The sequence below is a fragment of the Planococcus rifietoensis genome (genome assembly GCF_001465795.2).
Classification (GTDB): domain Bacteria; phylum Bacillota; class Bacilli; order Bacillales_A; family Planococcaceae; genus Planococcus; species Planococcus rifietoensis.
In genome coordinates this window covers 2,983,659-3,007,455 of record NZ_CP013659.2, presented here as the reverse complement: position 1 = coordinate 3,007,455, position 23,797 = coordinate 2,983,659, and the positions used below count along the sequence as shown (strand labels likewise).

The window sequence follows — 23,797 nt, the reverse complement described above, 5'->3', positions numbered from 1 at the left end:
CCCGTAAAATTTGAATAATATGAAAAGTTCATTTCGCTCAAGAATGTACCATTGCTTGAGTAATACATAATAGGAGGAATCATAATGGATTACACGAATCACCCTTTCCCAGGCAAACGCCATACGGTCTTCGGCAAAAAAGGCATGGTCGCGACATCGCAGCCACTTGCCGCACAGACAGGGCTTGAGATCTTGAAAAAAGGCGGCAACGCCATTGATGCCGCGATTGCGACCGCTGCGACCTTGACCGTCGTTGAACCGACTTCCAATGGCATCGGTGGCGATGCGTTCGCGCTCGTATGGGTCAAAGGCGAACTGCACGGGCTGAATGCTTCCGGACCTTCCCCTCAAGAACTGACGATTGATGCGGTGAAAGCGAAAGGGCACGACAAGATGCCGACGCACGGGTTGGTGCCGATTACGGTGCCAGGCGTCCCTTCTGCCTGGGCCGAGCTGTCGAAGCGGTTCGGCAAATTATCGCTTGCGGAAACATTGGAGCCGGCGATCCGCTACGCAGAAGAAGGCTATCCATTGACGCCGATTCTCGGCAAGTACTGGAAAAAAGCCTATGAGACCTTCAAAAAGAATTTCACCACGAAGGAATTTGAAGCGTGGTTCGAAACTTTCGCACCGGACGGCCGTGCGCCGGAAATCGGCGAAATGTGGAAATCACCAGGACACGCCGATACGCTCCGCAAAATCGGCGATACCGATGCGAAAGCCTTTTATGAAGGCGAGCTGGCAGACAAAATCGACAGCTTCATGACTGAACACGGCGGGTTTCTGAAAAAATCAGACCTAACGGCGTATAAAGCGGAATGGGTCAAGCCGATCTCGACCAGCTATAAAGGGCATGAAGTATGGGAAATTCCGCCGAATGGCCAAGGCATGGTCGCGCAAATGGCGCTCAATATCTTCAAGCAGCTGGACGCACCGGTTTGGCAACAAGCCAATACGCTGCATCAGCAAATTGAATCGATGAAACTGGCATACACGGACGGCCAGGCATTCATTACTGAACAAACGGACATGCCGGTGACGGCTGAACATTTATTGTCAGACGATTATGCAGCAAGTCGCGCGAAACAAATCGGCGCACAAGCAATCGACCCGGTCGCGTACGAGCTGCCAAAAGGCGGTACCGTCTATCTCGCAGCGGCCGATGAAGAAGGCAATATGATTTCATATATCCAAAGCAATTATATGGGCTTCGGTTCAGGCATTGTCATTCCAGGAACAGGCATCGGCTTGCAGAACCGCGGTGCGGATTTTTCGCTCGATGACAGCCACCCGAATGCCTTGAAACCCGGCAAGCGCACTTTCCATACGATCATTCCCGGATTTTTGACGAAAGCGGGAGAAGCGGTTGGGCCGTTCGGTGTCATGGGCGGCTATATGCAGCCACAGGGTCATTTCCAAGTGGTCGTAAATACGCTCGATTATCTCCTGAATCCGCAAGCGGCACTCGATATGCCGCGCTGGCAATGGATGGGCGGAAAGAAAGTCACCGTAGAAGCGGAGTTCCCGAACTATTTGGCGCAGGAATTGCAGCGTAAAGGGCATCAAGTGGAAGTGATGGCAGATCCGGGAAGCTTCGGGCGCGGCCAGATCATCTGGCGCAATCCGGAAACAGGCGTGCTTGCAGGCGGCACGGAATCCCGTACGGACGGAGCGATTGCTGTTTGGTAAAAGAACAAGGCGTCAAATCGATTGATCTCACCATGGCTTTCTTCCGGGCAGGCATGCTTGGCTTCGGCGGCGGCCCGGCGGTCATCCCGATCATGCAGCGTGATGTCGTGGAGCGCTACGGTTGGATGACAGATGAAGAATATGGCGACACGATCGCCTTATCGAACACGATGCCAGGGCCGATCGCGACCAAGCTCGCAGGCTATATCGGCTACCGTGTGGCGGGGCTCCGCGGCTGTTTGATCGCACTTGCCGCTTCCATCATTCCGACCGTCGTCTTGATGATTCTCCTGCTCGGCATCCTGCAAAATTATAAAGACGTGCCGTGGGTTGCGAATATGTCGAATGCGGTCGTTCCGGTTGTTGCCGTCATGCTCGGGGTCCTGACCTGGAATTTCATCCAGCAATCCGAGAAGGCGCTCGGCTGGAGCAAGGCCATTTTATTGATTGTGGCCTCTGTCATTTTGCTCGAAGTGCTTGGCATTCATCCGGCCTTTCTCATCGCCGGCCTGATTTTGTTGGTCCTCGTGCCATTCATTAAAAGGACGGTGAAAAGAACATGATTTACTGGCAGATATTCCTGGCATTTTTCATTCCCGGCATCCTTGGCTACGGGGGCGGGCCAGCATCGATTCCGCTCGTCGAAAAGGAAGTGGTCGACCGCTATGGCTGGATGAACACTCAGGAATTCAGTGAAGTGTTGGCGCTCGGCAACTCTTTGCCTGGACCGATCGCGACTAAAATGGCGGGCTATGTCGGCTATGCCGAAGGAGGCGTGCTCGGGGCAGTGGTTGGCCTGTTCGGCGCCGTCGCCCCTTCATTGATTTTGATGATTGCGCTGATGGCGATTCTCTTTAAATACAAAGACTCACGCGAAGTGAAAAACATCTCGAAAGTCGTCAAGCCGGTCATTGCCGTGTTGATCGGCGTTATGACACTCGACTTCATCCTGACCTCAGAAGCGTCACTTGGCGGCATCCAGACCGCAATCTTGATGGTGGCCAGTTACCTGATGCTCGAGAAATGGAAACTGCATCCCGCCTTGGTCATCGGTTTAGCGCTGCTTTACGGCGCTGTCACGGGAATTTTCATAGCTTAATGGAAGGCATCCTGACTTCAGGGTGCCTTTTCTGCGATTACGGACAAAATATGGTAAAATCACAGGAAAGTCATACCTTTCAAGGAGGCTAGCGATGGCTATCATCAAAGAATCGACGGATCGGACGAATGTTTCAGGGCAGCCCGAAGCGTTTATCCGCAACCATCAATATAATTTCATTAAAGAGCAGGCCTTGGCCCTCGTGACGGCACATGCGACGGCGAATGATGCAGAAGTGTTGAGCGTGCTGCGCCATTTAAGCCATGAAAAAGTATTCGCCATGTTCCCGGCGTTAACGGAAGAGCAGAAGAATGTATTGCGTCCGCTGACGGCGGTGAAAGACACTAACGCTGCGGAAGAGTTTCTGTCGGGGCTGCGCCCTTACTTGATTCCCTTTCCAACCGTTAACCTCGACAATTTGAAGCGTTTGTTTCCAAAAGCGAAAAGGCTGAAAGGGCCGAATCTCCCAGCAATGGATTTTCACGCCTTGTCGTATTTGTCCTGGCAGGAAAACACCAACCGCTTTTTGGTGGCCGAACGGAACGGCCGCCTGCAAACCGTGAGCGGCCAATTCGGCGCGAGCCGCAAGCAGGGCGTCTGCATGATTTGCCATAAACACAGTTCGGTCGGTTTATTCATGGCCAAGACCAAAGGGGCGAATCTCGACAGCTACGTCAAGCACGGCCAGTACATCTGTGCAGATGAAGCGGCGTGCAATGCCCGACTGACGACCGTCGACCGCCTCGAGAAATTTCTAGATCGGCTGGAACGTTAAATGGAGAATGGCATGGATTGGATATGGCTAATCGGATTGTCATTAGGGGCTGTTGGCGCGGTGTATTTATTGCTGAGCCAGCAAATCCAGGCATTGGAGGTGCGCATGAAGCATATGTCAAAACGCATTGAACAATTGGAAGCGGAAGTCACATTGGAAGAACCGGCAATCAATGGTGAGCTGCGGCGCTTGATCGCTGAAGGTCAGGAAATCCGGGCCATTAAAGCGGCGCGTCTCGCATTCGGCTATTCGCTCCTCGAAGCGAAACAATATATCGATGGATTAAAAGAAAACGATTGAAACCAGCAGGCTTTTGAGAAACTCAAGAAAGTCGTATTTTCCGAAGCTTATCGCTCGCTTTCCGTGGGCTCGCGCCCAAGCCTCCTCAGCCGCTTTGCGTCTTGCGGGGTCTCGGTCGTCTCGCTTTACCACTGGAAAGATAAGGTCGACCTATGGGAGACATTATCTTTGCGAACGTAATGCGCAGCATTATTGAGCAGAAGGGTTTACGAGCGAACGCTTCTCCAAATAATTAGCTAGGTCATTGATTTTTAGAAATCGAAGAGGCTAAAATCTTTTGAATTATAGTGTGTTACGGAGTTGTTCAACATTCTGCTAACAGGCTTTCCTTTAGAAGGAAGGCCTGTTTTTCTGTCTTTCGGCAGGGTTTCGGCCGGAAGAAACCGAAATAAAGGGAAAGGAAAGGGGGAGGTGTGATGCGCCTCGCGACAATCCAGTGGAACGGCACGGAAGAAGCGGCACTGGTCATGAAGGACGGCTTTTTGCCATTGCGCAAGCTCAACGAACATACGGCAGAAAACTGGCCGACCGATTTGTTCACGCTGATCGAAACAGGAGAACTCGAGCTCTTGAAGAGGTGGCTGAGGGAAGAATTCGAACGCATGCCTGAAGGGGCGCTCGAAGCATCGCTCATGGCGTTTTCCGAAGCGGATTACGCGCCTTTATACCGCCATCCGCGAAAAATCTGGGGCATCGGGCTGAATTATGCCGAGCATGCGGCCGATTTGAAGGAAGTATCGCCAGACACCGAACCGGCGAGTTTCATGAAACCCGATACGACGATCATTGGGCCGGGCGATGCAATCGAGCTGCCGAAGCAGTCTAACCGGGTGACGGCTGAAGCGGAGCTCGGCATCATTATCGGAACCGAATGTAAGAATGTTTCAAGAGAAGATGCATTCGATGTGGTGGCGGGTTTCACGACGGTTATCGATATGACCGCTGAAGACATTCTCGAGAAGAATCCGCGCTATTTGACGCGCGCGAAAAGTTTCGACACTTTCTTTAGTTTCGGGCCGGAACTCGTGACGCCTGACGAAGTGGAGGCCGTACTTGAACTGACGGTGGCGACCGTCAAGAACGGGGAAGTCCACCGGAAAAACAGCGTCTCGAATATGACGTTCCGCCCGCGGGAGCTCATTGCGTTTCATTCGGAAGTGATGACGCTATTGCCCGGAGACATCATCTCAACCGGAACGCCGGGGGCCGTCGTCATCCGCGACGGCGACGTGGTCGAATGCCGCATCGATGGATTTCAAACTTTGCACAACCCGGTCGAAGATTTGAAGTTGCCGGGCCGTGAATAAATAAAAGACGGACATCCCGAATGGTGGGTGTCCGCCTTTTTCTATAATGCGGCCATGCCGCCATCCACGCGGTACTGGGCGCCTGAGATGAACGTACTTTCATCGGAAGCGAGAAACAGCACTAGATTGGAGATATCCTCGGATTCGGCGTAGCGGCCGAGCGGAATCGTTTTCGACAAAGTTTTTTCGGTTGTACCGAGTCCTTCTTCGAGCGAGCGCATCATGCGTGAATTGACCGGCGACGGGTGGACCGAATTGACGCGGACTTGATGGCGCGCACTTTCGTAAGCTGCGGCTTTCGTCAAACCGACGACCGCGTGCTTCGATGTGATATATGGGCTGACGTTCGGTGAACCGCTAAGGCCCGACACCGACGACATATTAATGACACTCCCGGAGCCTTGCTTGTACATAATCGGCAGCACGTGCTTCATGCCGAGAAAGACGCCGCGCACATTGATGGCGATGACTTGATCGAAATCTTCCACCGTCTGCTCGGTGAGCGGAGCGACACGCCCTTCGATTCCTGCATTGTTGAAGAACACGTCGATCTTGCCGAACGCTTCGACCGCTTTGTTGACATAGTTTTTGACGTCTGTTTCTTTGGAAACATCGGCTTGGACAATTTCCACGCCGCCCCTTAATTCTTGCTTCGTTTCTTGGAGCGTTTTTTCGGAAATATCGACGAGTACGACTTTTGCCCCTTCCGCCAAAAAACGTTTCGCCGTCACTTTGCCGATAGCGCCAGCGCCTCCGGTAATGACGGCCACTTTTCCTTCCAATCTTGCCATTATTTCATTCCCCCTTGAATTGATCTTTCCATCTTTGCTCTTTAAGTTTACTGATTATCCCAAATTAGTTCAAAACATTCTGTCTTTTTGGGAATTCCTTTCTTTTGCCTCTTGCCGCTTTCTAACTTTTCCATTAAAATAAGAACAAACGTTCTATATAGGAGTGGCGTCATGGGAAAACAAACAGGAAAGCCCCGCTATATCGCCTGTATCGACATGCGCAGTTTTTACGCCAGCTGTTCAGCAGTCGAGCGCGGCCTTGATCCGATGGAAGCGTGCATCGCCATCGTCGGAAACCAGGAGCGAAAAGGCAGCGTCGTGCTCGCAGCCTCGCCGGAAATGAAAAAACGCTTCGGTGTCAAAACCGGCACACGGCTATTTGAAATTCCGGATCACCCGGATATCCTGCTCATTGAGCCGAGGATGCAGTTTTACTTGGAGATTTCGATGGCCATTACCGACCTGTTCGCCCAGTACGTGCCAAAAGAAGACATCCATGTCTACAGTGTGGATGAGAGTTTCATCGATTTGACGGGCATCATTCATGTGTATGGAACTCCGGAAAAAGCAGCCATCGACATGCAGGATTCGATCATGCGCCAGTTCGGCTTGCCATCTGCAGTCGGCATCGGGCCGAATATGCTGCTGGCCAAGCTGGCACTCGATCTCGAAGGCAAGAAAAAAGGGCTCGCGCATTGGACGATGAAAGACGTGCCGAGAAAATTATGGCCGGTTTCCCCGCTCAGCAAAATGTGGGGCATTGGCAGCCGAATGGAACGCAACCTCAATAATATGGGAATATTCACAGTCGGCGACTTGGCGCGGGCGGACGTCAAACGGCTAGAGGACCGCTTCGGCATCATGGGTCATCAACTGCACCAGCACGCGCGCGGCATCGATTACTCGGAACTTGGATCGCTGCTCATCGAAGGCCAGAAAAGTTTCGGGAAAGGCCAAATTCTTTACCGCGATTATGAAACGCGTGAAGACATCCTGACGATTGTGCTGGAAATGTGTGAAGATGTCGCGATGCGCACACGGGAAGTGCGCATGGCAGGGCGCACGATCCATCTCGGCATGAGCTACAGCAAAACTTCATTCGGCGGAGGCTTCTCACGCTCGCGTTCGATCGACGAAGCAACCAACGACACCTTGAAAATCTACGCTGTGTGCAAAGAACTGTTCCGGGAATTCTACACCGGCCAGCCCGTCCGTCAAATCTCGCTGTCCATCACCAATCTGGAAGACGAAACTTCGATGCAGCTGAGCTTGTTCGAAGCGGATAAATGGCAAAGGCGGCGCCTTGGCGCAGCGATGGATGCGATCAAGCGCAAGCACGGGCCGACCGCGATTTACCGTGGCGTTTCCGGTACAGACGCCGGCACGGCGATTGACCGCACGAAGCTGATCGGCGGGCATAAAAAATGAAGTGTTTGATATAAAGCAAGCCTTGCCAATATGGCAGGGCTTTTTATTCTGCTGAAAAAATACTTGCACAAATGATCAAAGCGCTTTAATATATAAAACGTAATAATTACGATTTATTGATTGAAACAATAAGGGAGTTAGATCATATGGACAAGCGCATCCCCATTACTGTATTGAGCGGATACCTGGGCGCGGGCAAGACGACGCTATTGAATCATATCTTAACGAACCGCGAAGGCTTGAAAGTCGCAGTCATCGTCAACGACATGAGCGAAGTGAATATCGACAGCGCACTTGTCCAAAACGGCGGCTTTTCCCGCACAGAAGAAAAACTGGTCGAAATGCAAAATGGCTGTATTTGCTGCACATTGCGCGAAGACTTGATCGTGGAAGTCGAGAAGTTGGCGAGTGAGGGCGATGTCGATTATATTGTCATCGAATCGTCCGGCATTAGCGAGCCGGTTCCAGTCGCACAGACCTTCAGCTATATGGACGACGTGCTCGGGGTGGACCTGTCCGCCATGTGCCGGCTCGACACGATGGTGACAGTCGTCGACGGCCACGGCTTCTGGCGCGATTTCGCTTCCGGCGAAACTTTGCTCGACCGAAAAGAAGGGGCGACGGAATCCGATGAACGGGAAATTTCCGATTTGCTTATCGACCAGATCGAGTTTGCGGATGTGATCCTGTTGAACAAAACCGACCAACTCACAGACGACAAAGCGGACGAGCTGCATGGCGTTCTGCGGGCCTTAAATCCGTCTGCGAATATTCTGCGCACCGAGCGCTCGCAAGTGCCACTCGGCGAAGTGCTCAACACAGGCCGGTTTGATTTGGACAAAGCGAGCCAAGGCGCCGGTTGGATCAAAGAACTCAACGAAGAACACGTGCCGGAAACCGAAGAATACGGCATCGCTTCCTTCGTTTACCGCAGCGAAACCCCGTTCCATCCGGAGCGCTTGTTTGACTGGATCATGGACTGGCCGGTGGAAATTGTCCGCGCCAAAGGGTTTTTGCGTATCGCCACACGCGACTCGTTTGCGACTTTATTGTCCCAGGCAGGTCCTTCTGCGAGCCTTGAGACAGCAGGCGCGTGGGACGAGGCATACGGTGTGAAAATGACCGAGTTGGTGCTGATCGGCATCAAAATGGATCAACAAGATATCATTCAATCATTGGATAACTGCTTGCTGACACAACAAGAAATGGCGGAAGACTGGAGTGGGTTCACTGATCCGCTGCCGCAAACAGCCATGACTCATTAAAAAGGAGGAACTAGCATGAGAGTGAACATTACACTGGCCTGCACAGAAACGGGCGACCGCAATTACTCGACGACCAAAAATAAGCGCAACAACCCGGAGCGCATCGAATTGAAAAAATATTGCCCGCGCTTGAAAAAAGTGACTTTGCACCGCGAAACCAAGTAATCTAGCAAAAATTATTGCATAATAGAGAGGAGCCTATCGATGGCCAAGAAATCAAAAGTAGCACGCGATAAAAAACAACGTGACATGGTGGCGCGCTATGCGGAACTTCGCAAAGAACTGAAAGCGCAAGGCGATCACGAAGCATTGGCGAAATTGCCGAAAGATTCGTCGCCGACCCGTTTGAAGAACCGTTGCGAAGTGACTGGACGCCCGCGCGGCTTCATGCGCAAATTTGGCATGTCCCGCATCGCATTCCGCGACCTTGCACATAAAGGGCAGATCCCCGGCGTCAAAAAATCAAGTTGGTAAGATAGTGAAAGAGGAGTGGGGGCAATGAACGACGGCATGATTGCCTATTTGCTGAAAAGCGAAGTGGCGAAACTGGGTGAGGAGCAGCGGCAATTATACCGCTTTATCATAGAACTGGAAGATGCGCTGGCTGAACAAGCGGATACCGTAGAGGAGTTTCGCCGTTTGCTGGTGCTTCATTCGCCGTTCGAGCAGGCAGCTTACTGCTTCAACCGCTCGCTCAAGGAAATCGCCACCATGATGCAACAAATCGAAGCGGAGCTCGGCGATAAAATCGAAGCCCGCCGAGAACGAGCGAAATGGCTCGACTATACAGACCGCTTCGCCGGTGAAGCAGGACAGGAAGACAAGCAGCTTTTCCTGTTCATCAGCGAATGAACTTTATCTGAATACGCCAAAGCCGCCAGAGAAAACTCTCTGGCGGCTTTTTTATTGTTGCGATATTTGGTGCAGCGATTTCTTCAACTAGCTTGCTTTCTCCGGAAGCGTTTCTTTCATGCGCAGCGCAGCCATTACACCGGCAATCATCGGCAGAAAGGCAACCAAGCCAATCGCCCATTCGACATTGATGACGTCGGTCAAGATGCCGGCGAATAATGCGCCGAATGCATAGCCGCTGTCGCGGAATGAACGGTAGACACCCATCGAAGAAGCACGCCAAGAGGGGGCGGCCACATCGCTGATCGCTGCTTGCAAGGTCGGATAGACCATTGCGGTCCCAAGGCCGAGAAGAATGGATGCCACGATCCATAGGCTGTATTGATCAACCATCAGCAAAAGCCATAGCGAGGCAGCCTGCAGCCACATGCCGCCGGCGATCAGCCATTTCCGGCCCCAGCGGTCGCTCAAGAATCCGGTGAATAACTGGAAAAATCCCCAGGCGGCCGGATACAAAGCGACGAGCAAGCCGATTTCCGGAACGCTCAATCCGACACCGGCGAAAAATAGCGGAAACAAGCCCCACGCCATGCCATCTTTCAAATTCGTGGAAAGCCCGGCGAAGGTAGCGGTTGACAGTGTTGGGTTTTTGAACGCTGTGCGCTTGAACACTTCACCTGCGGAAAGGGCCGCCTCTTGTGATGCCGACTTGGCCTGACGCTTCAAGTGTTCGCCGGTATCCCGGACGAGAAACGATAGCAGAAGGCCGATCGCTACAACTGCCAATCCAATATAGAACGGTTCGGGGCGGTTTGAGAAAGTCGAGGCAACGTAACCGGACAACGCGGCCATGACGGCAACACCGGTATAGCCCGCAAATTCATTGAGCCCGACCGCGAGCCCTCGCTCTGTCGGTTTTGCAAGGTCAATCTTCATATTGACCGTCATCGACCAGGCGAGGCCTTGGTTAATGCCGAGGAAAATATTGGCGACGACGATCATCCACCAGGCGTCGGCGAAAATGACGAGCAGCGGCACAAAAAGCCCTGCACTCCAGCCGACGATCAGCACTTTTTTGCGGCCCAGCCGGTCGGCGATGGCGCCGGCAAAATAATTGACGATCGCTTTCGAGAACCCGAAGCTGATAATGAACGACAGCGCAGCACTCGCTGAAGCGAGCCCGAATTCTTCTTCGCCGATAATCGGCAGGACAGTTCGTTCGAGCCCGACCATCGAACCGACGAAAAAGTTCGTCAGCACGAGCAGGAGAAACTGGACGATATTTTCTTTAATACCGAATTGGATGTTTCTCATCGAATCTCGCCACCGTCCGTATCGATTTCCTGGGAAATGGCTGAATCCGCCGGTCCTTCGTCCAAACGGTACGCTTCAAACCCGCGTTCACGGAGAAAACGTACAGCATCACTCGCATACAGGCAATAAGCGCCCCGGCAATAGGCAATGACTTTTTTGCCAACCGGCAAGTGTTCCAGTTTCTCTTCGAGTTGCGCTAGCGGAATCGACACGGCATCCGTCAAGTGGCGGCTGGCGTACTCATCTTCAGCCCGCACGTCGATCAATACCGCGCGTCCGCTAGCCACTTCCTCCAATGCCTCAGCCGAGGACATGACCGGAACCGCACCACCCGCTGTCGTTTCCGTCGTCCGGACCTCGCCCATATCGGGGAATTGCCGTTCAGCGAGCCGTTTCGTCAACTGCAATAATTGGGCGACTTCATTATCGGCAAGTTCATAATAATGATGGTTTTTCACTTTCGAAGAAGTGACGAGCCGGGCTTCACGCAACGCTTGCAGATGCTGTGAAGTATTCGCCACCGACATATGCGTCTCTTTCGCCAGGCGTTCCACCGTTTTCGGCCCCTGCGCCAAATAATCGAGCAACTCGAAACGCCTTGGGCTCGATAAAGCTTTGCTGATTTTCGTGAAATGCCCATAGGCGAAATTTTTGAATTCCCGTGCTTCCATCCGAATCACTCCTTATCTATTCAAGTGTTTTATTGAATAGGTAAAGTGTAATGGAATGACGCTGGATTTGTAAAGAGTTGGTGCTTGGTTAACTTTCTTCGATCATATGAAACTTTATTCGACTAAAAGCGTAATTAGCAGCAAGGAGTGGTGAATGATGGCACATTGCACAAATTGCGGAGTAAAATGGAAGGCGAAAGACGTCTGGAAACTGGGCGTAGCAAAAGATGGCAAGAACTGTCCATCGTGCGGCGCGAGGCAGTACATATCATTCAACAATGGCGGATTTTTGATGGCGCTCGGCTATGTGAGCGGAACGATCGGGCTGTTGCTCATCGTGCTGTTTCCGTATTATATCCGCTTGAGCAATCAAAAAGATAAAGAGCTCTATGGGGAATAGAGGCTCGGTCGTACTTGTCGAAGAGAATAAGGTAGCGCTGATCAAACGCGTACACGCTGGTTCTGTGTATTATGTGTTTCCAGGCGGCGGCATTCAACAACACGAAACGCCGGAAGCTGCAGCAAAAAGGGAAGCATTCGAGGAACTGGGCGTGCAAGTGGAAATCGAAGGGCTTTTCGCAACAATATACTATGAAGGCAATCAGTATTTTTTTATAGCGAAGAGAACCGGCGGCACTATCGGCACGGGATTGGGAGAAGAGTACACAGACTTGGATCGACGTCGCGGGACGTACGAGCCGGTATGGGTCCAGCTGAGAGAGGCACATAAGCTGAATATAAAACCGCGGGAGGTCGCGGCGAAATTGCAGCAATTGGCTGCGAATGAACAACTCGATACATAAAAAGTGCAGAGGCAGGAGGAAACCCAATGAAACAGATTATCGCACTAGGCGGAGGCGGCTTCTCGATGGAGCCGGAGAACCCGCTACTCGATTTATACATATTGGAACAATCACCGAAAGAAACGCCGAAAATTTGCTTTATCCCGACGGCAAGCGGAGACGCAGACAGCTATATCGCGCGCTTCTACGACTTCTTCGAACAACAAAGCTGCGAGCCGACGCATCTGTCATTATTCAAGCCGCCCGCACAAGATCTGGAAGAGTTCGTCTTGTCACAGGACATTTTGTATGTCGGCGGGGGTAATACGAAAAACTTGCTTGCGTTGTGGCGGGAATGGGGCTTGGACCGGATCATTGAAAAAGCTTGGAATCAAGGAATTATCCTGGCAGGCATCAGTGCGGGATCGATTTGCTGGTTCGAACAAGGCGTCACCGATTCTTATGGCGATGAGCTTCATCCATTGGACTGCTTAGGGTTTTTGACCGGCAGCAATTGCCCCCATTACGACGGGGAAACACACCGGCGTCCGACGTTTCAACGGCTGCTTGAGCAAGGGCAGATCAAGCCAGGGCTAGCCGCGGATGACGGCGTGGCGCTTCATTTTACTGAACAGGACTTGCATAGCGCTGTCAGTTCACGCCCTTACGCCAAGGCTTACCGTGTAGGCGAGGGATATGAACATGAACTGGAAACCAAGTTTCTGGGAAACCCTGACGCAATGTAAAAGTTTAATTCCTGTCTAAGCATGTTAGTGCAGAAGGCCAAGTTTACCGGTAACCATAAAGGGAAAAACCTACTAATTGGAAAATTAGGAGGAGATCTTTTGCAAACTCACCAAATGTATGTGAACGGCGAATATATAAAGTCTACTGGAGACGAATGGATCGACATCATCAACCCGGCAACGGAACAAGTGATTTCTAAGATTCCTAAAGGAACGGAAGAAGATGTGAATAAGGCAGTAGAAGCGGCGCATCAGGCACAACAGGCTTGGGAATTGAAACCGAATATCGAACGCGGGAAAATCGTCCGCAAGCTGGGCGATAAAATCGCTGAAAACCGTGATAAATTTATCGACTTATTGCAGGAAGAGCAAGGAAAAGACTATGAACTGGCAAGCGGCGAAGTTGACTTGGCGATTGATTACTTCCATTATATGTCCGAATGGGCACGACGCATCGAAGGGGAAATCGTCCCAAGCGACCATCCGAATGAAAATATCTTAGTCTACAAAAAGCCGATCGGCGTCGTAGCAGGCATTATCCCTTGGAATTTCCCGGTATTCATCCTGGCACGGAAAGTCGCGACAGCGCTTGTCACTGGCTGCACAATCGTCATCAAACCGAGCCAGCAAACACCGAATACCGCCATGGAATTCACAAAAATCGTCGACGCGATGGAAGAAATTCCAAAAGGCGTCTACAATGTGGTAACCGGAACTGGTTCTGAAATCGGCAATGCGCTGGCTTCGCACAAGAAAGTTCAGATGATCACGATGACAGGAAGCTTGCCGGCCGGTACGAAAGTAATGGAAGCGGCAGCGCAAAACATCACCAAGGTCAATCTCGAACTTGGCGGTAAAGCGCCAGCTATCGTCACGCAGCATGCAGATTTGGACCTGGCCGCAAAAGCCATCACCACATCGAGACTCGCAAATGGCGGACAGGCGTGTACGAATGCGGAGCGTCTTTATGTCCATGAAAGCGTGGCGGAAGAGCTCAGCCAAAAACTTATCCAGGCATTCGAAGCGACCAAGCTCGGCGACCCGAGAGAAAGCAAAGACGTAACAATGGGGCCGCTGATCAGCCAGGACCGTTTGGAGACTGTCGAAGGCATGGTTAAAGATGCAGTGTCGCAAGGGGCGACCGTTGCGACAGGTGGGGAACGCGCGGATCTGGCCGGGTTCTTCTACAAGCCAACTATTTTAACGAACGTGACACACGATTCCGATATCATGCGTGAAGAGATTTTCGGACCGGTGCTTCCGATGACCACTTACAGCACTATTGAAGAAGCAATTGAAATGGCCAACGATACGGTTTACGGCTTGTCTTCTTCTATCTATACAGACGACCTGAACGAAGCAATGCGCGTCGTCAATGAAATGAAATTCGGCGAGACTTACGTCAACCGTGAAAACTTCGAAGCAGTGCAGGGCTATCACGCTGGCATGCGCCAATCCGGCCTCGGCGGTGCGGACGGCAAGCATGGCATGGAAGACTTCCTTGCGACACAAGTTGTTTATATGCAGTATAAAAAATAAAGTAAAAAAGGGTCTGTCCCATACGTATATAAAATGAAGCAGCCGGAGAAAAAAGATTCTTTTTCTCCGGCTGTTTTAATTATGTCTGACTTTTTTATAATTTTTATTTTCATAACAGCTGATGGAAATGGAGGCGGCGAATAAATGAACGAAGTGTAACTGAGTTCATTTATTTGCGACGCATCTGCATTGCAGATGTGGGAGCAACGAAATTACATGGTGCCCTGGCAGCTGGCAACGCGACGTCCTGTCGCGCCAGCTGCATGACCCACATCCTGTGGCCCCGAAAGCGTCCGTCGCAATGGACATCAGCCTTTACTTTCGGTCACTCTCCTTTTCTTTACTTATTTTTCAAAACGCACGAAGCGCTTTTTGCCGATCTGCAGGACGTCGCCGTTATGGACGATGGTGTCGAGTTCTTCGCGTGTCAGCTTGTCGCCGTTAAACGATACGCCGTTTTGTTCAATGAGCCGCACAAATTCACTTTTGCTGCGGACAAATCCGGATTCCACGAGCTGCGGGATGATTTCTTCGATGCGTTCCTTGCCGATTTCCACCAGCAGCGAAGGGATATTTTCCGGGATTTCACGCTTTTGGAAGGCCGTCTCGAAGTAGCGTTTTGCTTCTTTCATCGCGTCTTCGCCGTGGTAGAGCGCCGTGATGATTTCCGCCAGTTCCAATTTGATATTGCGCGGGTTTTCGCCGTCTTCGAGCCGGTCAAGTAAGGATTCGATCGCCAAGGGATGCTCATCGGTCGTCAGTTCAAAGTACTTGAAGACCAAGGGATCGGGGATTTCCATCACTTTTTTGAACATGATTTCAGGCGCTTCGCTGATGCCAATGTAATTGCCCAGGCTTTTGCTCATCTTTTCCACGCCGTCGAGCCCTTCGATCAGCGGCATGAAGATGGCGACTTGTTTTTCCTGGCCCATATGCTTTTGCAGCGTACGGCCCATCAAAATATTGAAGGTCTGGTCGGTGCCGCCGATTTCGATGTCCGCTTTCAGTTCAACGGAATCATAGGCTTGCATGAGCGGGTAGAAAAACTCGTGAAGGCCGATCGGCGATTGGTTTTGGTAGCGGTTCTGGAAATCGTCGCGTTCGAGCATGCGCGCGACCGATGTGCTGGCGGCAAGCTTCAAGACCTCCTCGAAATTCAGTTTCGACAGCCATTCGCTATTGAAACGCACCGTTGTCTTCGTTTTGTCGAGCACTTTGAAGATCTGTTCATAGTAAGTCTCCGCATTCTGCCGGACCTCTTCGTCACTGAGCGCGGTCCGTCCTTTCGCCTTGCCGGAAGGGTCGCCGATGCGCCCGGTGAAGTCGCCGATCAAAATGACCGCCTGGTGGCCGAGGTCCTGTAATTGCTTGATTTTGCGCAAAACTACTGCGTGGCCAAGGTGGATATCAGGTGCGGACGGATCGAGCCCAAGCTTGATGGTGAGCGGGCGCTGTTCATTGTATGAGCGTTCGAGCTTTTCGAGCAATTCGCCTTCCTCGATGATTTCGGCTGCTCCTTTTTCGATGATTTTCATTTGTTCAGCGGGTGTGAGTCGCATGCTAACATCTCCTTGTCTTGGAATAGTCATATCGCAAAATCTATAAGAATACAAAAAAGCGCCCTCTAGGGAAAAACCCTAAAGGACGCGGATATGCGTGTTACCACCTTAGTTCGGAAGCTGCTCGCACAGCTTCCCTTGGAAAGTACGGCCGAAGCGATACTTCTGCATGGATTACGGATGCAACTCCGGTGTAGCCTACTGAAGGTTCGGTACACAGCTCAAAGAGGTATTTCCCCAGACACCGCATGCGCCTCTCATCAACCGGCCGCTTTCTGTATGCTTCAGTCACAGGTACTCGTTCTTATCATCGCTTTTGTTCTTATACTCCGAAATGCTCGGGCAAATCTTCGTTATGCAGATATTGTTTTTCATTATAACTGGAATAAAAAAGAAGTCAAATCCTAAATTGAAACCGGCTGAATCGATCGTTCATTTTTAAGTGTTTTCGACAACTTTTCCTTGAGGTGCTTCTTCTTTGGCCAGGTGGACGGATTTGATGAAGAAAGAAATCACCAAACCGATCACAGCGAGCACCAAACCGAATGTAAAGGCATTTTGTACGCCAGCCGTCAGTGCTTCGGGAATAGCGGAAGCGCTGTTTGGATCGGACACAGTTTGCATATAGGTCGATTGTGTCGATGACATGATGGTGATGGCGACCGCTGTCCCGATGGCGCCTGATACTTGCTGAAGGGTGTTCATCAAAGCGGTGCCATCCGGATACAAGTCTTTTGGCAATTGGTTCAATGCATTGGTTTGGGCAGGCATCATCACCAATGAAACCCCGACCATCAAAAGAGTATTCAAGACGACGATTGTGACTGCGGTCGTGGCGGTCGTGACGCCTGATAAGTTCCACAAGGTAATGATGATGATGGAAAATCCGGGAATGACCAATCCTCTCGGCCCGTATTTATCGTAAATCCGCCCGGTAATCGGTGACATCAATCCATTTAACACGCCGCCCGGCAGGAGGATGAGCCCGGCTGTGACAGCTGCCAAGCCAAGTCCCGTCTGCAAATACAGCGGCAGCAGAATGGCTGATGACAGGATGACCATGAACGCGATAAACACAGCCGCGAGCCCAAGGGTGAACATAGGGTATTTAAAGACGCGGAGGTTGATCATCGGCTGGTCCATTTTAAATTGCCGGATGGAGAACAAGAACAATGAGACAAATCCAACCGCAATAGATGCGATGACGATGAAACTGCCCCAGCCGCTTTCCCCAGCGGTGCTGAATCCATAGACGATGCCGCCAAATCCAAGAGACGATAAGACGATGGAAGTGATGTCGATCTTAGGTTTTGTGATCACGCTGACGTTCTGCATGAACATGATGCCGAAAACTAGTGCAAACACTAGAAACGGAAGAGACACCCAGAAAATCCAATGCCAGCTTAAGTTTTCAATTAAAAATCCGGAAATCGTCGGCCCGATCGCCGGAGCGAACATGATCACCAAGCCCATCAATCCCATAATCGCCCCTCTGCGATGAATAGGGAAGATCAATAGAATCGTGTTGAACATGAGCGGCAACAGCAAGCCTGTTCCGATTGCCTGGATGACACGGGCCACCATGAGAATGCTGAAGCTCGGCGCCAGTGCAGCGATCAAGGTGCCGGTCACTGAAAAGGCCAGCGCGGCAATGAATAGCTGTCTTGTGCTGAACCATTGCAGCAATAAGCCCGACACAGGGACCAGTATGCCGAGTGTCAGCAAGTATCCGGTCGTGAGCCATTGGATGGTGGACGATCCTACGCCGAATTGTTGGATTAAATCACCCAATGCCATATTGAGCGCAGTCTCACTGAACAATCCAATAAAGCCTGCGATTAAGAATGAAATTAAAATAGGGGTCGTTTTGATGGTTTCTTGTTGCTGTCCTGCTATTGTTGTCATATTTTATCCATTCCTCTCTGAAATGCCTGATTCTAATTCTCTCTTTTTGACAAGATGAAAGGAATTTGATCGGCGATGATTAAAAGCGATTCCTCGCTTTTGGTAGTAAGTGAAAGAAGAATGCCTCCTTCGATCGCGGCCAGAATGAAAACACCGTAATCTTTAGCCTGCTTTTCACTGTATCCTGCTTCAAAAAACTTAGTGGAGTATAGTTCGCTCCACTCTTCGAATGCCGTTTGGCACGCGGACCTGATCGGTTCATTGGTCGAATATTTTTCAGCTGCAATCGTTCCAATCGGAAACCCGACCTGTTCTGTCTCATCTTTCAATAGAACGGTCAGCTGATGAATATGGTCTTGCACCGCTTTGACAGGATCGCCGATTTGTTCGAACGACTCTTCAATCCATGCCAAAACAATATCTTTGGTATGATGAATGGCCTCGACAGCCAGCTCTTCTTTGCCATTAGGGAAATAATGGTACAAGGAGCCTTTAGGAATATTGATCTCTTTTAAAATATCGTTAAGACTGATCCCTTCGTAGCCGTGCAGGCGGAACAATCTGGAAGCAGCCTCGATCAACGCCACTTTCGTATTGGGTTTAGACATAATTCACCTCTTAAAATAATTAAACCGACCAGTCTAATATAATTGTTGAATAAATCATTGTCAAAGAATGGGTTCGCCCACAGCAGTAAAAAATAGTGCAAGAGGATCTCTCCAGATAATGCATGCTGCCACACTGAATCGGGAAGAGAAGAGCAAGGAGGGATTTTCATGGATTTATTTAAAGCGATTGTCATTAAACAGCAAGAAGATGAAGTGACCTACGGCGTGGAACAAATCAGTGAAGACCAATTATCGCAAGGAGACGCCTTGGTGAAAGTGGCGTATTCGTCGATCAATTACAAAGACATGCTCGCGGTGCAGAAAAAAGGCGGAGTCATCCGCGATTACCCGATGATTCCCGGAATCGACTTCAGCGGAACGGTTGTACATACAGCGGACGGGCGATTCCAGCAAGGCCAGGAAGTGATTGTCACCGGGTTTGAAATGGGCATGAGTCATACCGGCGGGTTCTCTGAATATGCCCGCGTGCCGGCCGAGTGGATCGTGCCTTTGCCGGACGGCTTGAGCTTGAAAGACGCTATGGTGTTCGGGACGGCAGGATTCACGGCGGCCTTATCCATCCAAGCACTCGAACAAAACGGTATGGACCCAAAAAACAATCCGGAGCTATTGGTGACAGGATCGACTGGCGGCGTCGGAAGCGTCGCGCTGCAGATTCTTTCTAAAATCGGCTACCCCAATATCACGGCCTTGGTGCGCAAAGACCATCAAGTGGACGTGGCGAAATCGCTCGGGGCCAGCGCGGTCATTTTCCCGGATGATCTGGGCGAACTGAAAAAGCCATTGAACAAGCAAAAATTCGATTATGTCCTCGATACGGTCGGCGGCGATGTGGCATCGGTCCTCATCCCGCAAATTTCCTATGGCGGCAGCATGAGCATGTGCGGCAACGCAGCTGGCCTTCAACTGACGGCGACGGTGCTGCCGTTCATCCTAAGAGGCGTCAATTTGCTTGGCATCGATTCAGTCAATGTGCCGATCGAAAAACGCGGCGCCATCTGGGACAAGATGTCAGCCGACTGGAACATCACCCAAACAACTTTGACGGACGAAGTCTCGCTCGAACAAATTCCTGATACGATCGAGGCAATCAAAAACGGGAAGCATTTAGGGAGAACGATCGTTAATTGCCAAAATGCTTAAACCAATCAAAAAACGTTCGGCAAGCATGAAATTCTGCTTGCCGAACGTTTTTTGTTTTGCTTTTTGACGCAGCCAATGAAGCTAAAAAGTCTCATCCAATTTCCGGATGTTTGAGCGCGACATGACATAAACATCCCCTAAAATATCGATATGGCCGCCTTTTGAGCGCAAGGCACAGTCTTTATTTGACGCATACACGTTCATTTCATCCGACAGGGCAGACAGCTCTTCTTGTACGAGTGCCATATTGTTTTCGAGGTCGAAATGGGACAGCACGGAAAAAGGGTCTAGCGAGAGGCCGTCGCAAAAAATGTCCATGCCCTCAGGATAGCCAAAGCGTTCCGAGCATTTCCATTTAGCGGACATATTGATCGCCCCGGCACTGGCCCCCATGACCAAGGCGGTGCTCGTTTTGATCGGTTCCGCTAATTTGAAATCCTTCAAAAACCGGTTTTGCTCAAGCGTATCTCCGCCCAATAGAAAAATGGCCGAGGCATTTCTGATTAAGGCATGGGCCACTTCCTGCTCTATGTTCGAATCGATTAAATGATATTCATCGAATGAAATGCCTGCCTGATCTAACCAGGAACGTTCCACAGCGCCGTCCACTTCAGCATCTGATGGATCCGAACTGACCATCACGAGCGATTTCCGTTCTGGAAGGTCTTCCCTTAAAGCTTTGCTCAGGTTTTCCGGGAAAAAATCAGTAAACCAGCCTAAATAATAATGGATTTTCATAAGGGCCTCCTTCGTGCAGCTGATGATAACCATTATACAGTTAATCGGTCCGGTTTTTATAATTGCCCAAAGGGAAAAATTGCACATTAGGCAATTTTTGTGGTATAACATGTAAGAATTGAAAATGAGGTGATGGAATGACTGACAGCGGTTTGCGGGATATGAAAAAAATAGCGACACGCCAAGCCTTGGCCGAAGCTGCTTTTAACTTAGCGGTGGAGCATGGTGTAGACGGGTTTGTTGTGGAAGATATCGTTAAAACGGCAGGCTATTCACGCCGGACATTTGCCAATTATTTTTCATGCAAGGAAGAAGCGATCGCCAACTCCTTGACGATGAATGATTATTTAGAGCGCGACGGCCAGTTCTCCTTCTCCACGGAAAATTACACGCCTTTAGACACCATCGAATTGTATATCCGCGGAAGTTTCACGATCAATAAATTGAGGCGTCTCAATCAGCTAGTTTCACTGTCACGAAACTACCCTTCGCTCAAATTGTATGTAACCGGCGCATTGATGGAAGTGCAGGATTTTGCGAAACGCGGAATCAGTGAAGAGTTCGGCAGCGACTATCCGGAAGAGTATTACCCTATTCTGATCGGCGCCGTATTCGGTGCGATTTTGCCGGTGCTTGATGAAAGCATCGCCGTTAAATTGCCGAAAGACGGGGAACAGGACGAGGCAGATAACGAGTTTAACCAATACATCGATATCGTTTTTGCCCATTTACGAAAAGGCTTTAACTAATAAAAGTAGAGAACGGAGTTGCACAAGTGTCGAGATTTTTTTACAGCATCGGAAAAACAGCCTATAGCAAGCCTTGGATCTTTATTGCCAGCTGGCTGCTCATTTTAGGCGTCATCATCACAGCCATTGTCACGAATGGCGTGAATACAAGCAGCGAAACAAGAATTGACGGCACCGCCGCACAGGACGTGCTGGACGAATTGGCGGAAGAATACCCGGCAGCATCCGGCGGGCAAGGCAGTTATTTATTCGAAGTGCCGGAAGGGGAAGCCATTGACGATCCGGCCAATGCCCAAGCTTTAGCCATGGCAGCCAATGAAATTTACAGTTTGGAACATGTCGTCAATCCGATGGATATGCTGCAGGACGAGGAAGCAATGGCACAGATGCAGGGACTGCAGGACATGATGAGCCAGCTTCCGGCGTCTGAAGTCAACCACCGGCCGTTCATCGTTCAAGAAATGCCGGTCCCGGGCATCCAGATTTCAGAGGACGGCACGGTCGCATTATTCCAGTTCCAACTGACCAAAACAGCGGAAGACTTGAGTGAAGCGGAACGCGAAGAACTTGCGGATGCCGCAAATATCGCTCAAGACAATTCTTCCATCACAGTCATTCCGACGGGTGCGCTGCAAGGCGTCGATATCCCGATCGGCGGCACCCATGAAATCATCGGGCTCGCGATCGCAGCAGTCATCCTGGTCGTCACGCTCGGCTCACTCATCGCAGCGGGCTTGCCGCTAGTTGTGGCATTGATCGGCGTCGGTGTGGGTGTCGGCGGGACGTTCGCCTTGTCGAGCATGTTCGAAATCAACAGCCTGACACCGGTTCTCGCTTTGATGATCGGCCTTGCAGTCGGCATCGATTATGCCTTGTTCATTGTTAACAGACAGCGCAAACTGATCACCGAACAACAATTGACCGCGAAAGAAGCGGCTGCCCGTGCAGTCGGCACAGCAGGCAGCGCGGTATTCTTTGCCGGCTTGACCGTCATCATCGCGCTCAGCGGCTTGCTGGTCATCGGCATCTCGTTCCTCAGCAGTATGGCAATCGTCGCCGCATTGACGGTGCTAATCGATGTGCTGGTCGCGCTCACGCTTCTCCCGGCCTTGCTCGGGTTGATCGGTGAGCGGATCGTCTCAGCCAAAACGAGAAATAAAGCCCAAGCGAACAACAGCTCGAAACCAAGCTTTGCCCAAGGATGGATCACCGGCTTATTGAAAACGAAATGGGCCGCGGTCTTACTGGTCATTATCGTTCTTGGTACGCTCGCAGTGCCGGTCGCGCAAATGAACCTCGGCATGCCATCCGGCGAAAGCGCCAATCAAGACACCGCTGTAAGGCAGAGCTATGACGTCATTTCCGACAGCTTCGGGGAAGGTTTTAACGGCCCGTTGCTTGTCGTGGCGAAAGACCAGGACGCAGCTGCAGTGAATCCGCAGGAATATTTCCAGCTGCTCAGCAATATCTCACAGCTCGACGGCGTAGCGGAAGTATCTCCAGGCGGCTTTAATGAAGACGGAACGATCGCCATCATCAGCATCATTCCGGAAAACGGGCCGACCGATGAAGCGACAAAACAATTGGTGGAAAGTTTACGGACAGATGCCGCTGCCACTGAAAACACCAATGCAGAAATCGGCGTGACCGGCTTGACGGCGGTCAATATCGACATCTCGGAAAAACTCGCTGAAGTATTCCCGATCTATATCGCCATTATCGTCGTGCTGTCACTGCTTATCCTGTTAGTCGTGTTCCGTTCGATCTTGATCCCAATCAAGGCAACGGTCGGTTTCCTGTTGAGCATCATGGCAACATTCGGCGCCACAACCGCAGTCTTCCAGTGGGGCTGGCTCGGATCGCTCTTCGGAATCGATACCGGCGGCCCGTTGTTGAGCTTTATCCCGATCATGGTCACGGGGATTCTGTACGGGCTCGCCATGGATTATCAAGTATTCCTTGTGTCATCGATGCGCGAAGCCTATATACACGGTGAAAAAGGCGATGGGGCCATCGTCAGCGGCTACAAGACGGCGAGTAAAGTCGTGGTCGCCGCCGCATTGATCATGGTCTCGGTATTCTCCGGCTTTATCTTCACAGATGACATCATGATCAAGCAAATTGGCTTTGCCTTAGCGTTCGGCATCCTCGTCGATGCATTCCTTATCCGCATGATCTTCGTGCCGGCCGTCATGTCGATGTTCGGCGACAAAATCTGGTGGCTGCCAAAATGGCTCGACAAGATTCTCCCGGATTTGGACATTGAAGGCGAAAAATTGCTTCATGAATTGAATGAAAAAGATAAAGATAAAGCGATACGCACGAATACTGGAGAAAACTCCATCTAAAGATAGCAAAAACTGCCGGGAAGCTTCCCGGCAGTTTTTCTTTGGTCAAAAATTCTTGAGGATCGCTCGTCAGTGAAAGGGAAGCTGAGGGTAATCGAAAAGCGTTCGTAAAAGTGTTTGAGAATTAGCGAACGTTCGTAAAGTTATTTTATGTATTTACGAACGCTA

General features: G+C 50.9%; 25 protein-coding genes and 1 other annotated feature. Of the genes, 18 read left to right on the top strand and 7 right to left on the bottom strand.

Translation table 11 applies throughout. From position 1 onward, the window contains the following. The first annotated feature begins 84 nt into the window (after nucleotides 1–84). The 6 genes from AUC31_RS14945 to AUC31_RS14920 all read left to right on the top strand — a co-directional run bounded on the left by AUC31_RS14945 (nucleotide 85) and on the right by AUC31_RS14920 (nucleotide 5,170). On the top strand, nucleotides 85–1,689 hold the full coding sequence (locus tag AUC31_RS14945; protein ID WP_058382425.1) for a gamma-glutamyltransferase family protein: 1,605 nt from the start codon (nucleotides 85–87) through the stop codon (nucleotides 1,687–1,689). Then, the gene (locus tag AUC31_RS14940) at nucleotides 1,683–2,252 is read left to right on the top strand and encodes a chromate transporter (RefSeq protein WP_335339105.1); all 570 of its coding nucleotides are present in this window, start codon (nucleotides 1,683–1,685) and stop codon (nucleotides 2,250–2,252) included. Before AUC31_RS14945 ends, AUC31_RS14940 begins: the two co-directional genes overlap by 7 nt. Further along, nucleotides 2,249–2,788, top strand: a complete 540-nt coding sequence (locus AUC31_RS14935) for a chromate transporter (RefSeq protein WP_058382426.1) — start codon at nucleotides 2,249–2,251, stop codon at nucleotides 2,786–2,788. Before AUC31_RS14940 ends, AUC31_RS14935 begins: the two co-directional genes overlap by 4 nt. Before the next feature lie 94 nt (nucleotides 2,789–2,882). Beyond that, a complete protein-coding gene (locus tag AUC31_RS14930) occupies nucleotides 2,883–3,563 on the top strand; it encodes a FusB/FusC family EF-G-binding protein (protein WP_058382427.1) in 681 nt (226 codons plus the stop codon). Nucleotides 3,564–3,575: 12 nt separating this feature from the next. Further along, complete coding sequence (locus tag AUC31_RS14925) at nucleotides 3,576–3,863, top strand: hypothetical protein (protein WP_058382428.1); 288 nt, start codon at nucleotides 3,576–3,578, stop codon at nucleotides 3,861–3,863. Nucleotides 3,864–4,279: 416 nt separating this feature from the next. Beyond that, the gene (locus AUC31_RS14920) at nucleotides 4,280–5,170 is read left to right on the top strand and encodes a fumarylacetoacetate hydrolase family protein (protein ID WP_058382429.1); all 891 of its coding nucleotides are present in this window, start codon (nucleotides 4,280–4,282) and stop codon (nucleotides 5,168–5,170) included. 41 nt (nucleotides 5,171–5,211) lie between these two features. Here AUC31_RS14920 and AUC31_RS14915 read toward each other — a convergent pair whose 3' ends face one another. Then, nucleotides 5,212–5,961, bottom strand: coding sequence for an SDR family NAD(P)-dependent oxidoreductase (locus tag AUC31_RS14915; protein WP_058382430.1), 750 nt, complete (start codon nucleotides 5,959–5,961; stop codon nucleotides 5,212–5,214). 171 nt (nucleotides 5,962–6,132) lie between these two features. Here AUC31_RS14915 and AUC31_RS14910 point away from each other — a divergent pair, with 171 nt between their 5' ends. The 5 genes from AUC31_RS14910 (at nucleotide 6,133) to AUC31_RS14890 (ending at nucleotide 9,506) form a co-directional block, all read left to right on the top strand. Then, the gene (locus AUC31_RS14910) at nucleotides 6,133–7,389 is read left to right on the top strand and encodes a Y-family DNA polymerase (protein ID WP_058382431.1); all 1,257 of its coding nucleotides are present in this window, start codon (nucleotides 6,133–6,135) and stop codon (nucleotides 7,387–7,389) included. A gap of 146 nt (nucleotides 7,390–7,535) precedes the next feature. Beyond that, nucleotides 7,536–8,654 carry a GTP-binding protein gene (locus AUC31_RS14905; RefSeq protein WP_058382432.1) on the top strand — a complete coding sequence of 373 codons (1,119 nt, stop codon included), beginning with the start codon at nucleotides 7,536–7,538 and terminating at the stop codon, nucleotides 8,652–8,654. Nucleotides 8,655–8,669: 15 nt separating this feature from the next. Further along, the gene (gene rpmG / locus AUC31_RS14900) at nucleotides 8,670–8,819 is read left to right on the top strand and encodes a 50S ribosomal protein L33 (RefSeq protein WP_058382433.1); all 150 of its coding nucleotides are present in this window, start codon (nucleotides 8,670–8,672) and stop codon (nucleotides 8,817–8,819) included. Between the two features lie 39 nt (nucleotides 8,820–8,858). Beyond that, nucleotides 8,859–9,128 carry a 30S ribosomal protein S14 gene (rpsN, locus tag AUC31_RS14895; protein WP_058382434.1) on the top strand — a complete coding sequence of 90 codons (270 nt, stop codon included), beginning with the start codon at nucleotides 8,859–8,861 and terminating at the stop codon, nucleotides 9,126–9,128. 24 nt (nucleotides 9,129–9,152) lie between these two features. Beyond that, nucleotides 9,153–9,506: a hypothetical protein gene (locus AUC31_RS14890; protein ID WP_058382435.1), complete on the top strand. Its 354-nt coding sequence runs from the start codon at nucleotides 9,153–9,155 to the stop codon at nucleotides 9,504–9,506. 87 nt (nucleotides 9,507–9,593) lie between these two features. On the opposite strand, the gene AUC31_RS14885 is transcribed toward AUC31_RS14890, so the two are convergent. Further along, the gene (locus tag AUC31_RS14885; RefSeq protein ID WP_058382436.1) at nucleotides 9,594–10,820 is read right to left on the bottom strand and encodes an MFS transporter; all 1,227 of its coding nucleotides are present in this window, start codon (nucleotides 10,818–10,820) and stop codon (nucleotides 9,594–9,596) included. Continuing rightward, a complete protein-coding gene (locus AUC31_RS14880) occupies nucleotides 10,817–11,491 on the bottom strand; it encodes an ArsR/SmtB family transcription factor (RefSeq protein WP_058382437.1) in 675 nt (224 codons plus the stop codon). Before AUC31_RS14880 ends, AUC31_RS14885 begins: the two co-directional genes overlap by 4 nt. 157 nt (nucleotides 11,492–11,648) lie before the next feature. Here AUC31_RS14880 and AUC31_RS14875 point away from each other — a divergent pair, with 157 nt between their 5' ends. From AUC31_RS14875 to aldA, 4 genes are all read left to right on the top strand, one after another. Next, entirely contained in the window at nucleotides 11,649–11,891 is a 243-nt protein-coding gene (locus AUC31_RS14875; RefSeq protein WP_058382438.1) for a hypothetical protein, read from the top strand. Continuing rightward, nucleotides 11,881–12,294 (top strand): NUDIX domain-containing protein, encoded by a 414-nt coding sequence (locus AUC31_RS14870; RefSeq protein WP_058382439.1) that lies wholly within the window; start codon nucleotides 11,881–11,883, stop codon nucleotides 12,292–12,294. The genes AUC31_RS14875 and AUC31_RS14870 overlap by 11 nt, the downstream gene beginning before the upstream one ends. 26 nt (nucleotides 12,295–12,320) lie before the next feature. Next, on the top strand, nucleotides 12,321–13,019 hold the full coding sequence (locus AUC31_RS14865) for a Type 1 glutamine amidotransferase-like domain-containing protein (RefSeq protein WP_058382440.1): 699 nt from the start codon (nucleotides 12,321–12,323) through the stop codon (nucleotides 13,017–13,019). Nucleotides 13,020–13,118: 99 nt separating this feature from the next. Continuing rightward, nucleotides 13,119–14,558 (top strand): aldehyde dehydrogenase, encoded by a 1,440-nt coding sequence (aldA, locus tag AUC31_RS14860; RefSeq protein WP_083509198.1) that lies wholly within the window; start codon nucleotides 13,119–13,121, stop codon nucleotides 14,556–14,558. 344 nt (nucleotides 14,559–14,902) lie between these two features. Here aldA and tyrS read toward each other — a convergent pair whose 3' ends face one another. From tyrS to AUC31_RS14840, 3 genes are all read right to left on the bottom strand, one after another. Next, a complete protein-coding gene (tyrS, locus tag AUC31_RS14855) occupies nucleotides 14,903–16,117 on the bottom strand; it encodes a tyrosine--tRNA ligase (RefSeq protein ID WP_058382441.1) in 1,215 nt (404 codons plus the stop codon). Between the two features lie 78 nt (nucleotides 16,118–16,195). Then, nucleotides 16,196–16,437: a binding site (T-box leader), on the bottom strand. 118 nt (nucleotides 16,438–16,555) lie between these two features. Next, complete coding sequence (locus AUC31_RS14845; protein WP_058382443.1) at nucleotides 16,556–18,022, bottom strand: DHA2 family efflux MFS transporter permease subunit; 1,467 nt, start codon at nucleotides 18,020–18,022, stop codon at nucleotides 16,556–16,558. A 32-nt stretch (nucleotides 18,023–18,054) separates the two neighbouring features. Continuing rightward, the gene (locus tag AUC31_RS14840) at nucleotides 18,055–18,630 is read right to left on the bottom strand and encodes a TetR/AcrR family transcriptional regulator (protein WP_058382444.1); all 576 of its coding nucleotides are present in this window, start codon (nucleotides 18,628–18,630) and stop codon (nucleotides 18,055–18,057) included. A 168-nt stretch (nucleotides 18,631–18,798) separates the two neighbouring features. On the opposite strand from AUC31_RS14840, the gene AUC31_RS14835 reads away from it, so the two are divergent. Further along, nucleotides 18,799–19,794, top strand: coding sequence for a YhdH/YhfP family quinone oxidoreductase (locus AUC31_RS14835; RefSeq protein WP_058382445.1), 996 nt, complete (start codon nucleotides 18,799–18,801; stop codon nucleotides 19,792–19,794). 81 nt (nucleotides 19,795–19,875) lie between these two features. On the opposite strand, the gene AUC31_RS14830 is transcribed toward AUC31_RS14835, so the two are convergent. Beyond that, complete coding sequence (locus AUC31_RS14830) at nucleotides 19,876–20,532, bottom strand: Type 1 glutamine amidotransferase-like domain-containing protein (protein WP_058382446.1); 657 nt, start codon at nucleotides 20,530–20,532, stop codon at nucleotides 19,876–19,878. A gap of 137 nt (nucleotides 20,533–20,669) precedes the next feature. Here AUC31_RS14830 and AUC31_RS14825 point away from each other — a divergent pair, with 137 nt between their 5' ends. Both AUC31_RS14825 and AUC31_RS14820 read left to right on the top strand, forming a co-directional pair. Then, the gene (locus AUC31_RS14825; protein WP_058382447.1) at nucleotides 20,670–21,281 is read left to right on the top strand and encodes a TetR/AcrR family transcriptional regulator; all 612 of its coding nucleotides are present in this window, start codon (nucleotides 20,670–20,672) and stop codon (nucleotides 21,279–21,281) included. Between the two features lie 26 nt (nucleotides 21,282–21,307). Then, complete coding sequence (locus AUC31_RS14820) at nucleotides 21,308–23,629, top strand: MMPL family transporter (RefSeq protein ID WP_058382448.1); 2,322 nt, start codon at nucleotides 21,308–21,310, stop codon at nucleotides 23,627–23,629. Nucleotides 23,630–23,797: the final 168 nt, after the last annotated feature.

What these genes read in the sequence shown, in the direction of transcription:
- AUC31_RS14945 (WP_058382425.1), top strand. Translation starts at nt 85, where the DNA reads ATGGATTACACGAATCACCCTTTCCCAGGCAAACGCCATACGGTCTTC.
- AUC31_RS14935 (WP_058382426.1), top strand. Translation starts at nt 2,249, where the DNA reads ATGATTTACTGGCAGATATTCCTGGCATTTTTCATTCCCGGCATCCTT.
- AUC31_RS14930 (WP_058382427.1), top strand. Translation starts at nt 2,883, where the DNA reads ATGGCTATCATCAAAGAATCGACGGATCGGACGAATGTTTCAGGGCAG.
- AUC31_RS14925 (WP_058382428.1), top strand. Translation starts at nt 3,576, where the DNA reads ATGGATTGGATATGGCTAATCGGATTGTCATTAGGGGCTGTTGGCGCG.
- AUC31_RS14920 (WP_058382429.1), top strand. Translation starts at nt 4,280, where the DNA reads ATGCGCCTCGCGACAATCCAGTGGAACGGCACGGAAGAAGCGGCACTG.
- AUC31_RS14915 (WP_058382430.1), bottom strand. Translation starts at nt 5,961, where the DNA reads ATGGCAAGATTGGAAGGAAAAGTGGCCGTCATTACCGGAGGCGCTGGC.
- AUC31_RS14910 (WP_058382431.1), top strand. Translation starts at nt 6,133, where the DNA reads ATGGGAAAACAAACAGGAAAGCCCCGCTATATCGCCTGTATCGACATG.
- AUC31_RS14905 (WP_058382432.1), top strand. Translation starts at nt 7,536, where the DNA reads ATGGACAAGCGCATCCCCATTACTGTATTGAGCGGATACCTGGGCGCG.
- rpmG (WP_058382433.1), top strand. Translation starts at nt 8,670, where the DNA reads ATGAGAGTGAACATTACACTGGCCTGCACAGAAACGGGCGACCGCAAT.
- rpsN (WP_058382434.1), top strand. Translation starts at nt 8,859, where the DNA reads ATGGCCAAGAAATCAAAAGTAGCACGCGATAAAAAACAACGTGACATG.
- AUC31_RS14890 (WP_058382435.1), top strand. Translation starts at nt 9,153, where the DNA reads ATGAACGACGGCATGATTGCCTATTTGCTGAAAAGCGAAGTGGCGAAA.
- AUC31_RS14885 (WP_058382436.1), bottom strand. Translation starts at nt 10,820, where the DNA reads ATGAGAAACATCCAATTCGGTATTAAAGAAAATATCGTCCAGTTTCTC.
- AUC31_RS14880 (WP_058382437.1), bottom strand. Translation starts at nt 11,491, where the DNA reads ATGGAAGCACGGGAATTCAAAAATTTCGCCTATGGGCATTTCACGAAA.
- AUC31_RS14875 (WP_058382438.1), top strand. Translation starts at nt 11,649, where the DNA reads ATGGCACATTGCACAAATTGCGGAGTAAAATGGAAGGCGAAAGACGTC.
- AUC31_RS14870 (WP_058382439.1), top strand. Translation starts at nt 11,881, where the DNA reads ATGGGGAATAGAGGCTCGGTCGTACTTGTCGAAGAGAATAAGGTAGCG.
- AUC31_RS14865 (WP_058382440.1), top strand. Translation starts at nt 12,321, where the DNA reads ATGAAACAGATTATCGCACTAGGCGGAGGCGGCTTCTCGATGGAGCCG.
- tyrS (WP_058382441.1), bottom strand. Translation starts at nt 16,117, where the DNA reads ATGCGACTCACACCCGCTGAACAAATGAAAATCATCGAAAAAGGAGCA.
- AUC31_RS14845 (WP_058382443.1), bottom strand. Translation starts at nt 18,022, where the DNA reads ATGACAACAATAGCAGGACAGCAACAAGAAACCATCAAAACGACCCCT.
- AUC31_RS14840 (WP_058382444.1), bottom strand. Translation starts at nt 18,630, where the DNA reads ATGTCTAAACCCAATACGAAAGTGGCGTTGATCGAGGCTGCTTCCAGA.
- AUC31_RS14835 (WP_058382445.1), top strand. Translation starts at nt 18,799, where the DNA reads ATGGATTTATTTAAAGCGATTGTCATTAAACAGCAAGAAGATGAAGTG.
- AUC31_RS14830 (WP_058382446.1), bottom strand. Translation starts at nt 20,532, where the DNA reads ATGAAAATCCATTATTATTTAGGCTGGTTTACTGATTTTTTCCCGGAA.
- AUC31_RS14825 (WP_058382447.1), top strand. Translation starts at nt 20,670, where the DNA reads ATGACTGACAGCGGTTTGCGGGATATGAAAAAAATAGCGACACGCCAA.